The following is an 11002-nucleotide window of genomic DNA, read 5'->3' on the forward strand; positions in this document are numbered from 1 at the left end:
AAGGATATGGATGCCATACTTTGTCAACAGGACCTAGGTCCCTCTGGATCTTTACGACAGGCTATCCGATCAATTGGAACTGCCAATCCATTGCAGCATCGTGGGCAGGTAGGAGTCGTCTGTCGTCATGGCCAGCAAATCGCTGCTGGTGCGCAGCGTATGGACGTTCGGCCCGCCCGCAATCACGCCGTCGTCTTCCGAAACCACAACTGTGCTGACGAGGATGCCGATCATCCCGGCCCAGGCATAGATGCGTCGAGCGTCGGTCGTGTCATCCTCAGGTCTTGCGACGACCACCACGGCGTTCAGGTCTGGCATGCTGGCAGGGCGCCGGTAGATACCACTCTGGGGCTCCACGGCGTCAAGGGTCATGACCTCCGTCGCGACACCGGCTTGCAGCGCGCGGTCGACCAGCGCCGCACCGCCCGGGCCTAGACCGAAGATGCCGACGCGGCGCGGCTCTGAATTCGGCTTTTGAATACGATGGGCGGGATTGGCCGCCGCAAGAGAGCTCAGGAGTTCCATGGGTTCACCGTGCAAGAAATCGGGTCCGTCCGCTTTATACCACCGGTCGCTGATACACCCTCCATCAGCACCCCCCGCTTGCATCGATTACATGTCCGGTGACGTAGGAGGCATCTTCACTGGCAAGAAAGGCTATGGCGGCAGCCTGCTCATCGGGCTGGCTCCTACGTCCCAGTCCCGGGGAGCCATCCATGCGCATTTCGAGCATCTGCTTGTAGTACTTCTCGGTATCCGTGGCCGGCTCCGCCTCGATGCCGGGGCGCAGTGTCAGTCGCGACGTGCGGCGGTCCGGTATCTCGGTGCTGCCAGGGGCCACCGCGTTCACGCGGATGCCGTATTTCCCATACTCGGCGCCCAGGACGCGCGTAAGCGCCTCGACACCCCCCTTCGATGCCGCGTAAGGGGCACGGAAAAACCCACCCTTGGTCACGCTTGAACTGACGTTCACGATCGATCCGGACTGCTGCTCTACCATGACCGCCAAGGCTGCACGGCAACACCACAGGGTGGTGTGGAGCGAGCGCTCCAGCTCCTGAAGGATCTGCTCCTCGCTATACAGATGCAGAGGCTGCCACCAGATAGTGCCGCCCACGACATTGGCCATGACGTCGAGGCGTCCGAAACGCTCAACCGTTTTTGAGACAAGTTCGCTTGCCCCGGCGAAGGTGCTGACATCGGAGAGGCAGAGCATCGCCTCCACCCCGGCGGACTGAAGTTGCTCCAGCGTTTCGCGCCCGGTTTCCTCGATTCGTTCGGCCACGACAACCTTGCCACCCTCAGCGCCGAAGCGTCGGGCCGTTGCGCGGCCGATCCCCTGTCCAGCGCCGGTTACAATGCAGACCTTGTTCTGCAACCGGCGAGCGCCGGCGGCCCTCGAATCCAGCGCAGCAGCCTCGGCAGTTGCTCCTGCCAGTGTCCTCGGATCCATGGTCATTCCTTTCAATAAGCGACCCAGCGTTGCGGCGCAGGGCGCTTAGATCGATGTATGGTGGACGCCGGGGAGCGCCGTTAGCGCGTCGATCATCTTCTCCTGGAAGGCATCTCCGACCGGCAGGACGAACGAGGCGGAACGCACCTTGTGTGCATCGGCCTTGAGGCCGGCTGGCACCTTGCCCTGCTCGAGCCCGATGGCCGCCTTGCGCAAACGCTGGCGTGCCATGATGATGGCATTGTCGGTGGAGGTCAGGTTTTCCTTGGTCCGATCTTGAATTGGCCCCATGCTTTCCTGCAGCGAGGCGTCCTGCATGGCGATGCCCGGGATGCCGCTGTAATAGAGGCCTTCCTTCTGGGCCTGACGGTCCATGCCATAGTCGTTCCGCATGTTGAGCACCGGGTGGAACGTCCCCGGGATGAGGTTGGTGTGGATACCGCCACCCGCCTTCATCGTCTGCACCTCTTCCTCGGTTAGGGGCCGCGTCGGGTGATAGGTGAAGGTCCAGGCGAAGTTGTTGCCATCGTCGATCGGCACCCAGGCATGTCCGTTGAGCGCATTGTCGCCATAAGGCGGCACCATCGTGTACCAGGGCATAATCCACTGCGTGACCCGCCAGTAGTACTCGTTCTCGCCGCCATTGCGGCGTGCGCCGATAAACAGGCCTCCCGACGAATCGACCACCTCGAATTTGGGCATGCGGTCGCGCTGGTACTGGGCACCCTTGGTACCGGCGTGCAACTTGTCGGTGTGCAGTTCGCCCGAATGCAGGAACGAGACGTGCGCCGAATCGATGCCGCCCTCCATAGCCTGCAGATAGTTGCTCTCCTGCCAGCGCTTGGAAATGTAGACATGGCTGGCCGGTAAATCGAGCCATTCGAAACCCGGAAATTCAGGTTGCTCCTCGGGTGGGCCCATATAGGCCCAGATAACGCCGCCTTTTTCAACTAGCGGGTAGGCCGTGAGGCGTATGCGCTGGCAGAAGCCGCTTTCCGCCGGCTCGGACGGAACCTCCAGGCACTCGCCCTTCGTGTTGTACTTCCAGCCGTGATAGGGACAGCGAATGCCGCCCTCTTCGTTGCGCGCGAACCACAGCGAAACACCGCGATGAGCACAGAACTCATCGATCAGCCCCAGGTTTCCTGAAGTGTCGCGGAAGGCCAGCAGTCGCTCCGACAGCACCTTGACACGCACTGGCGGGCAATCCGGCTCGGGCAGTTCCTCCGACAGCAGGATCGGTATCCAGAACCGGCGCAGCAGCGCACCCATCTTGGTGCCGGGGCCCGTCTGGGTCAGCAGATCGTTTTGTTCCTGTGTGGCCATATTCTCAACTCCACATGATTCTTGATTGATTGACCGCGCGGCCCCGCACGGCGAAGGCATCGGCTCTCAGGCGTGCGCCTCGACACCCAGCTTGTTGGCGCAGGCTACGGCGGGACGCTCGCGGTCTATGAAGACCTGGCCATTCTCGACGGTGACCTCATAGGTGCGGATCGGGATCATGCAGGGCGGCACCACCGGCTCGCCAGTGCGCACGTCGAAGCCGCCTTGGTGGAAGTCGCATTCGATATAGTGGCCGTCTAGTTCGCCTTCCGACAGCGAGCCGGGGCCATGGGTGCACTGATCATCGATGGCATAGATGGCATCTTCGATCTTGAACACCGCAAGCACCAGATCCTCGACCTCGATCTTGGTCGGCGTGCCCGGCGCGATCTCGGTCACGTCGCACAAAAATAGTCTGCTCATAGCCGCACTCCTCAGTTCGCCTGCGGGCCGGGAGCCCGGACGATCCTTCGTTGTTGCGGGCAGTGTGCGTGTCGGTGGCCGTTCGGAGCAAATACCGAATGTTGTGGCATGGTATTTGTTTTCCTTATAGGTTGACGTCATGGGCGGTCCCAGCAAGTCGCCCCAGCCCTGTCTAGTCCTGGACAAGCCCCGAGGGGAAAGGCCCAGCACAATCATGTCTTTGCGTCAGATTCAGTATTTTGTATCGGTGGCCCGCACCGGCAGCTTCACCGCGGCTGCAGAAAACCTGCATGTGTCGCAGCCGGCTGTCGGATTGCAGGTGAAGCTGCTCGAGGACCGGCTGGGCATCCCCCTGCTGCAACGACACTCACGCGGCGTGCAGGTTACCGATGCCGGACGGGTCTATCTCGGCCATGCCGAGCGTATCCTTGAAATTGTCGACGAAGCAGAACGCTCGGTGCTGCAGTTCCGTGACCAGCAGTCCAGGTCCGTGCGGTTGGGGGTGACGCCCACGGTTGGACGCACCATTCTGGCCGAAATCGTCTATGCCACCGGCCGCCCGGAGGCCGAGCTCAAGGTGACCTTCCAGGAGGGTGTTTCCGACGAGCTCTACAAGAAGGTCTGCTCCCATGAGCTGGAAGCAGCATTCTGCTACGATCCGGTACCCAATCCCGCCGTGACCATCGCCCCTCTCTATACCGAGGACCTGTGCCTCGTCGGACCGCCTGCCGCCGTTGGCGATGGTACCGATCCGGTGGAGTTTCACATCCTCAGGGACGTTCGCCTGGTGCTGAGTCCCCGGCCCAACCGGCTCCGGGAAATGATCGAAACGGCCGCTGCGGAAGTGGGCATCACCCTTCCGGGGATGATCGAACTGGACCTGATAGGCCTCAAGCGGGAATTCCTGCTGCGCTACAATCACTGCACCATTTCGCCCTATGGTCTGCTCATGGGCGACATCAGGAGCGGCCAGATCAACGGACGGCCCCTGATCGCCCCTACCCTCTCGCGGACCATGTCGCTGGTGTTTGACCGCAAGATGCCGGCGCTGACCGTCAATGCGCTGTTCGGCCTGGTTCGGCCGCTGATCGCCGCCGAGATCGCCAAGGGCGAATTGCATTGGCGGCCCGTGCCGTAGGAAGCCGGCCGAAGCCGGCTTCCACCTGTCAGGCGCCGGTCGGGAAAGAGTGCCGGCGGCGCTGGAGCAGGTAATTACCCACCACCACGATCACGCCGACCGCAAAGCCGATGATTGGCAGGATCACCCCCGGGGCGATCAGCATGATCGAGGCTGCTGCCAGGGTCATCCTTGATAGCGGGTCGAGCGGGGTAGCCGCGTAGCCGCGAATGGCCGCCGCTAGGCCTACCGAACCGATGGCGGCCGTCGTGAAGGCGAGGACGATTTCCGGCACCTCCCCGCGCATCAGTAGCGCTGGCTCTAGCACGAACGCGTAAGGGATGAGGAAGGCTGCGATCCCGAGACGCACCGCTTCCCAGCCGGTCTCCCACATCTTGGCCCCACTGAGCGGCAGCGACACGAACACGGCCAGGCACATGGGTGGCGTGAAAAAGGAGGCCAGGCCCCAATACACCACGAATAGATGCGCAGCGATGTCCGGCACGCCAAGTTGGATAAGGGCCGGCGCCATCAGCGTGGCAAGGGTTAGGTAGGCGGGAATGGCATCTAGGCCCATGCCGAGGAAGAGACTGGCCAATCCCACCAGAACCAGCGTCGCGACCAGGTTGCCGTTCGACACTTCGAGCAGGAAGGCCGACAGCTTGATGCCGACGCCGGACAACTCGAGCGACCCGACCATCAGGCCCACAGCCGCTGTGATGGCCACGATACCGACCCAGCGCAACACGGTCTGATGGCAGGAGGTAAGCAGCTTTCCTAGCGTGAACCACTGGCTGCGGTTACGGGTGAGGAAGCTCGCGGCAACTGCCGTCAAGGTGGCAAAAATGCCGGCAATTTCGGGTGGGTAGGGTACAATGAACAGGAAGAACAGCAGGCACACGATCGGCAGCAGGAACCGCCAGCCCTCGACGAATATCTTCCCCGCTTGCGGCAGCTCCGAGGTCGAAAGGGTACGCACACCTTGCTTATGGGCCTGGAAATGAACCGACGCGAAGATCACAAGGTAGTAGAGGATGGCGGGTAGCAGGGCGGCCATAACGACCTGCGAATATGGCACGCCGATCCAGTCCGCCATCACGAAAGCGATGGCGCCCATGACTGGCGGCAAGATCTGCCCGCCCGTGGACGCCACTGCCTCAGTCGCGCCGGCAAAAGCCGGCGTGTAGCCAACCGATTTCATCAGCGGGATCGTGAAGACGCCGGTTGTGGCGACATTGCTGGAGGGCGAACCGGAAATCGATCCGAACATGGCGCTGGCCAGCACCGAGGCCTTTGCCGGACCGCCCCGGCTGCGGCCGGTCAACGCCATTGCCAGATCGATCACCCATTGTCCCGCGCCGGTAACCTGCATCACAGAGCCGAACAGGATGTAAACTAGGATGATGCTGACAGCGACTCGCAGAGGCTGGCCGAAGAAGCCAGCCTCCCCGACATAGGCGGAATAAAGGATGCGGCCGGGTGGATAACCGACCCCGTAGAGCACGCCCGGCAGGAACTGCTGGAAAATTGTAATGGCGACGAAGAACATGATGATCAGCGGCAACGCTATACCGCTGGTGCGCCGCACGGCCTCAAGGAGCGCTACCCCTAGAAGCAGCGCCAGTATCATGCCCTGCATGTCCAAGGCACCAAACATCGCGTAGCGATCGAAGTTTGCCCTGAAGAACACGATATAGCCGCAAGCCAGTACGACGGCGCCGATCAGCAGCCAGTCGTAAAAAGGCATTCGGCTGGACGCAGCGACGTCAATGGAGTCGAGGTCGTCCTTGGGTGCCGCATGGGCGTTTTTCCAAGCCCGCACTGTCAGGAAAATCACGATGCAGGCCATGGTCAGGCTAACGGCAGCGTGCACGCGCGTAGGGACGAAAAGGCCGAACGATGCCGGCACATTGCCTACCATGATCAGGTGGTAGCCAATAATAAGGGTTGAAAACAGGGCAGGAATATTCATGGGGCGTCCTTCGGTGCTGAAGGTGATCGAGAGATCTCGGGGACAAATTGAGGTTTGGACCAGCGCGAAGAGGAGCCGACTTGTGCCGGCTCCTCAGGCTCCGCTCAGCGCGATGCCAGCAGTTCGGCCTGACGCGCTTCGAGCTCGGGCGTCCAGACTCCGGCCTCTTGGAAATATCGCACCGCCCCGGGGTGAAACGGAATAATGGGATCGCTCAGCGAATTTTCGATCGTCCATTCCTTGGCAGAGGAATGGAAGGCGGCAAACTCGTCATAGTTGTCGAATAGCGCCTTGGTCACCTGGTAGACCTGCTCTTCGCTAGTATTGGGACCGGCAACGAAATAGGTCTTGAGTCCAAAGATCGTGGCGTCCTGTTCCTGCCCTTCAAAGTGACCCGTCGGCAGTTCATAGGTGAACAGGTATGGCGGCAGGACCTCCTCCATGGCGGCGACCTGCTCCTCGGTCAGGTAGAGATGGTCGACGATGCCGTCGCGGAACAGCTGAACCACGGAGGGCACATTGGGTCCGCCGGGCAGGATGGCGGCTTGCACGGTTCCTAGCCGCAATTGCTGCTCAGCCTCGTTGGTTTCGGCGGTGGAAACTACGTTGACATCGCTGCTACCGAGGCCGGCCAGTTCGATGAGGGCCGACGAAATGCTGCCGATCTCTGGCATGGCGGGACGTTGTCCCACCATGACGTGCCCGCTCAGGGCATCGGCCGAAGTAATGTTGGCGTCGCGCCGCACCAGCACGTAGCGCAGGCTGACGTCACCCTGGGCGACCAGGTAGATGTTGGCCGGTGCCTCGAAGGGCGGCTCGCCCGAGAAAGCTTCATACGAGGCGCCCGAATTGGTGATGGCATAGTCCACCGTGCCGGCATTGAGGCCGAAGATATTAGCATGCGAGCCGCCGACGGGCTCCACCGAGGCGTTTATGCCGGCATGCTTGTAAACGAGGCTGCCAAGGCCATTGGCCACGATGTAGAATGTGCTGCCGACGCTGGCGGTACCGATACGGATCGCCTCTTGTGCGACGCTCGGCACGGCCAAGCCGGCAACCAAGGCAGCAGCGGCAACCCCAACGAGACATGACTTGAACAGCTTCATTTTATCCTCCTCCAAGGAACTATGCTTTTGTTGATGATCGGCCCGCCTCTGGTCCTTCACCAGAGCATTTTCCTGCTGCAAGCCAAAAGTAGATGTAATGGCTGGGCCGATCACGTCGTGCAAACAACGTTGAGCAGAACTTGCCTTTTCTCAGTCTTCATGATCTCCATAGCGCGCGACAGCGCCGGCGCAAGTTCTTCGGGACGCTCTAATTTCTCCCCGTGTCCGCCGACCACGTCCATCATCTTCTCGTAGTTCATGCCTACGCCGAAGTCGGTCAGGGGCTCGTTGCTGCTGTGGCCGGCCTCGGCGGCATGCCCATCGGCATACATGCCTCTGGTCGAGCGCCGGACGGCATGCCAGCCCCCATTGTTGAACACCACGAAAAGCACCGGCAGTTGCTGCTCGGCAGCCACGTAGTGAGCGGCAAGGGGCGTGCCGAACATGTATGACCCATCCCCAACCGTGGAAATGACGGTCCTCTCGGGCGCGGCCAATTTGGCGCCGAGCGCCGCCCCCAGGCTCCAGCCGAGCCCGCCCGCCGCGCCTGAAAAGAACATCGTCCCGGGCTCGTTGAAATGCATCTGGTCCAACCTGAGGCCGGATTCCTTAAAGACGAGCGCGTCGCCCTTGACGGTATCAATAGCCCGGCTGATGTGAAGCGGGGTGATGGCGCTGCTGTTTTCCACGGCCCGCCAGGCTGCTTGGCGCCGAGCCAGAAGCGCGGCGCGCCGCTCGCCGACCTGCCTGTGACGATGGGCTATCAGGTCGGGACTAGCCGGATCGGACGCCAGCACGTCCGCCAGTTGGGTCAACGCCAGAGCCGGATCCGCGGTGATCGCGAGGTCGCAGGGAAAGCTGCGCACTGGCAGGCTGGTGAACAATGGGTCCTCGCCTATATGCACCACCTTCGCATGGACCGGCGGCCGCGTTTCACCCGGCATCCAGGGGACGACGGCCTCTACCACGATCACGAGGTCGCTTCTTTCCAGCGCCGCTGAAACGTCCTGGCCCATGTTCATGGGGTGATTGCTGGGAAGTTCCATAAATCGGGGATTGTAGGAAACTACGGCTATGGCCTGTTCCAGGGCCAGCCGGGACAGGGCGTTTACTGCCCCCGCATTGCGACCGAGGCTGCTGGTGACGATCAACGGATCGCGTGCCGCGCGCAGCGCCTCAGCCAACTCTGCCACGTCAGCCTCTGCCGCCGCCGGTGTCCGGCTTGCCGATTGCCGGCTTCGCCCCGGCTGATAGGCAAAGCTGTCGAGCGTCGTTGCCAGAACCTCGCGCGGCAGCGTGAGATAGGCCGGTCCTGCGGGCGAACTCGAGGCTACGGTCAGTGCCCTGTCGATTACCGTTTCTAACTGGGCGCCGTCGCGCAGCTCATAATCCCATTTCACCGCCTCGCGAACCATCCCGGCTTGATCGAACATTTCCTGGGGCCAGTGGACGAAGCTCGACCGCGCGCCCGCACGTCCTTCCTCGTGTATCGGAGTCCTGCCCGCCATAAAGAGCATGGGCACGCGGCCCCTGTGGGCATTGAGCAGCCCGCACAGCGCATTGGCCGTGCCGACATTGACATGCACCATTACGGCTTGCGGGCCTCCGCCCACTAGGGCATGACCCATGGCCATAGAAACGGCGACATTCTCGTGCGGCACAAGAATGGGGCGCGGCAGGTTGGCACCATTCTTGGCACCCTTAGCGAAGGCCTCGATCAGGGGAGCGAAGTCGGTCCCAGCATTGGCATAGAAATGTGTTATGCCGCGATCGGCCAAAAGGTGCAGCAATGCTTCAGCAACGGTAACCTTACTCAGCGTGGTTTGTCCGGACGATACCGTTAATGATTTATTCATTTACCCCCCCCCAGGAGCCGCTCGGCGCAAGCCGGCGCTGGTTGCAAAGGCCATCAATTCGAGTGCTGGAGATGAATGTGCTTGGTCTCCATGAAGTCCGCGAGGGCCTCGGCGCCGTGCAGGCGGCCCAATCCGCTCTGCCCGAAGCCACCCACTTCAGCCTCCGCGAATTGCCGGCGATGGCAGTTGATCCACACCGTTCCGGCCCGCAGCTTGCGCGCTACCCGGTGAGCCCGATCGATCGCTAGCGTATGGACGCTGGCCGCCAAGCCGAAGTCGGTCGCATGGGCCTTGGCAAGCGCCTGGCTCTCGTCGCTGAACGTTTCGAATGTGATGATCGGACCGAAAATCTCGTTCTGCACGAGGCTCGAGCGCGTATCGTCGATCTTGACCAGGGTGGGGGTGAGGAAATGGCCGCCGCCCCCTTTGGTCGTGCCGGCTACCAGCACTTCGCCCTGTTCGGGCGCTGCTGCCATCAGCCCCAGGAGACGCCGGTGGTTGTCGGCGTCGATGACAGGCCCCATCTGGCTGTCGGCGGATGATGCAGGACCGACCCTGAGCGACCGAAAGCGTTGCGAGAGCAGCGACTGCATCTCGCAAGCGACCTGCTCGTGGATTAGAAATCGGCTGGCCGCCATACAGAACTGCCCCGCTGCCGCGAGGGCTCCGAAGGTTAGCTCCTCCGCCGCTTTCTCGAGGTTGACATCCGGGAATACGATAGCCGGCGACTTGCCGCCGAGCTCCAGCGACAACCGCTTCATTGTAGGCGCTGCTGCGGCCATGATCGCGGCCCCCGTGCGTGTCGACCCAGTAAAGCTGATCGCATGGACGTTGCGGGAGGCGACCAATGTTTGCCCCACCACGCTGCCAAGTTCATTGACGATGTTGACGACGCCAGCCGGCAGAAGACTCTCTTCCAGCAGGAGATCAAGTACGCGCCGGTTGATGACGGCAGTTTGCGAAGCGGGCTTAACCACCACCGTGCACCCTGCGGCCAGAGCCGGTGCCAGGGAACGCACCAGAAGCGTCACTGGACTGTTCCAGGGCACAATGACCGCCACGACGCCGGCCGCCTCGCGGGACAGAATAGACAATGTTCCCGGGACTATTTCAGCGCTGCGCCCCTGAGGCAGCCTGGCTAGGCCCGCATAGAAGCGAGCCTCCGAAATTGCCGCGGCAATCTCAGCGGCTGCTTCGTGCCTAAGTTTACCGGTTTCTAATGACAGCAGTTCGGTAAGTTGGTCGCTGTCCTGCGCCATCCGGTCCGCAAATCCACGTAGCACACTTTCGCGCAGACGTGGATTGGCCGCCCACTCCGTGCCGAAAAAGGCTTTTGATGCCGCTATCGCCGCCGCTTCTGCAAGCTCTGACGAACCGGGCGCGAAACGTCCAATAGCCTTTCCGGTTGCGGGATCGAGACTTTCTAGCCAACGGCCACTTTCGTCTGCAAGGTCCCGTCCGCCGATGTGATTGAGTGCGTCCATAAGAATTTCCGGGGCGCGAGTACGAAAGTGGACTTGCCGCTTTGCCGGCAAGTTTGATGAGGATCGCGCATGTCCGGAGAAGTGTCCAAGAGCTACCGATGTTACCAGTCATAAGTTATTCTTATTTACTGGCTGGTGCGTACCTATCGTCTCGATGACTTGCGGCGCTTGAGGCAGAACCCATACGAGTTTGCACGGTGAAGCGACCCAGCAGCCTTGGATGGGATGGGAACGCTCCGCAAGAAGCAGTTGCTATGGTTCCTAG

At 61.6% G+C, this 11002-nt stretch carries 9 protein-coding genes; 1 reads left to right on the forward strand and 8 read right to left on the reverse strand.

Annotated features, from left to right (window positions below; all coding sequences use genetic code 11):
• Positions 1 to 69: 69 nt before the first annotated feature.
• The 4 genes from A3840_RS17950 to A3840_RS17965 all read right to left on the reverse strand — a co-directional run bounded on the left by A3840_RS17950 (position 70) and on the right by A3840_RS17965 (position 3202).
• A complete protein-coding gene (locus tag A3840_RS17950) occupies positions 70 to 525 on the reverse strand; it encodes a hypothetical protein (protein ID WP_067460272.1) in 456 nt (151 codons plus the stop codon).
• A 64-nt stretch (positions 526 to 589) separates the two neighbouring features.
• Positions 590 to 1459 carry an SDR family NAD(P)-dependent oxidoreductase gene (locus tag A3840_RS17955; protein ID WP_205633411.1) on the reverse strand — a complete coding sequence of 290 codons (870 nt, stop codon included), beginning with the start codon at positions 1457 to 1459 and terminating at the stop codon, positions 590 to 592.
• 39 nt (positions 1460 to 1498) lie between these two features.
• A complete protein-coding gene (locus A3840_RS17960; RefSeq protein ID WP_067460276.1) occupies positions 1499 to 2779 on the reverse strand; it encodes a Rieske 2Fe-2S domain-containing protein in 1281 nt (426 codons plus the stop codon).
• Between the two features lie 66 nt (positions 2780 to 2845).
• Positions 2846 to 3202 (reverse strand): Rieske (2Fe-2S) protein, encoded by a 357-nt coding sequence (locus A3840_RS17965; protein ID WP_067460279.1) that lies wholly within the window; start codon positions 3200 to 3202, stop codon positions 2846 to 2848.
• Between the two features lie 214 nt (positions 3203 to 3416).
• On the opposite strand from A3840_RS17965, the gene A3840_RS17970 reads away from it, so the two are divergent.
• The gene (locus A3840_RS17970; RefSeq protein WP_165603223.1) at positions 3417 to 4340 is read left to right on the forward strand and encodes a LysR family transcriptional regulator; all 924 of its coding nucleotides are present in this window, start codon (positions 3417 to 3419) and stop codon (positions 4338 to 4340) included.
• Between the two features lie 28 nt (positions 4341 to 4368).
• Here A3840_RS17970 and A3840_RS17975 read toward each other — a convergent pair whose 3' ends face one another.
• From A3840_RS17975 to A3840_RS17990, 4 genes are all read right to left on the reverse strand, one after another.
• The gene (locus A3840_RS17975; RefSeq protein ID WP_067460285.1) at positions 4369 to 6291 is read right to left on the reverse strand and encodes a TRAP transporter permease; all 1923 of its coding nucleotides are present in this window, start codon (positions 6289 to 6291) and stop codon (positions 4369 to 4371) included.
• Between the two features lie 104 nt (positions 6292 to 6395).
• Positions 6396 to 7397, reverse strand: coding sequence for a TAXI family TRAP transporter solute-binding subunit (locus A3840_RS17980; protein WP_131798378.1), 1002 nt, complete (start codon positions 7395 to 7397; stop codon positions 6396 to 6398).
• 110 nt (positions 7398 to 7507) lie between these two features.
• Positions 7508 to 9253 (reverse strand): thiamine pyrophosphate-requiring protein, encoded by a 1746-nt coding sequence (locus A3840_RS17985; protein WP_067460291.1) that lies wholly within the window; start codon positions 9251 to 9253, stop codon positions 7508 to 7510.
• A 53-nt stretch (positions 9254 to 9306) separates the two neighbouring features.
• Positions 9307 to 10737, reverse strand: a complete 1431-nt coding sequence (locus A3840_RS17990; RefSeq protein ID WP_067460294.1) for an aldehyde dehydrogenase family protein — start codon at positions 10735 to 10737, stop codon at positions 9307 to 9309.
• Positions 10738 to 11002 lie beyond the last annotated feature (265 nt).

Source organism: Devosia elaeis (genome assembly GCF_001650025.1).
GTDB lineage: Bacteria > Pseudomonadota > Alphaproteobacteria > Rhizobiales > Devosiaceae > Devosia > Devosia elaeis.

Coding starts and splice junctions, on each gene's coding strand:
- A3840_RS17950 (WP_067460272.1), bottom strand. CDS start 525: ATGGAACTCCTGAGCTCTCTTGCGGCGGCCAATCCCGCCCATCGTATT.
- A3840_RS17955 (WP_205633411.1), bottom strand. CDS start 1,459: ATGACCATGGATCCGAGGACACTGGCAGGAGCAACTGCCGAGGCTGCT.
- A3840_RS17960 (WP_067460276.1), bottom strand. CDS start 2,779: ATGGCCACACAGGAACAAAACGATCTGCTGACCCAGACGGGCCCCGGC.
- A3840_RS17965 (WP_067460279.1), bottom strand. CDS start 3,202: ATGAGCAGACTATTTTTGTGCGACGTGACCGAGATCGCGCCGGGCACG.
- A3840_RS17970 (WP_165603223.1), top strand. CDS start 3,417: ATGTCTTTGCGTCAGATTCAGTATTTTGTATCGGTGGCCCGCACCGGC.
- A3840_RS17975 (WP_067460285.1), bottom strand. CDS start 6,291: ATGAATATTCCTGCCCTGTTTTCAACCCTTATTATTGGCTACCACCTG.
- A3840_RS17980 (WP_131798378.1), bottom strand. CDS start 7,397: ATGAAGCTGTTCAAGTCATGTCTCGTTGGGGTTGCCGCTGCTGCCTTG.
- A3840_RS17985 (WP_067460291.1), bottom strand. CDS start 9,253: ATGAATAAATCATTAACGGTATCGTCCGGACAAACCACGCTGAGTAAG.
- A3840_RS17990 (WP_067460294.1), bottom strand. CDS start 10,737: ATGGACGCACTCAATCACATCGGCGGACGGGACCTTGCAGACGAAAGT.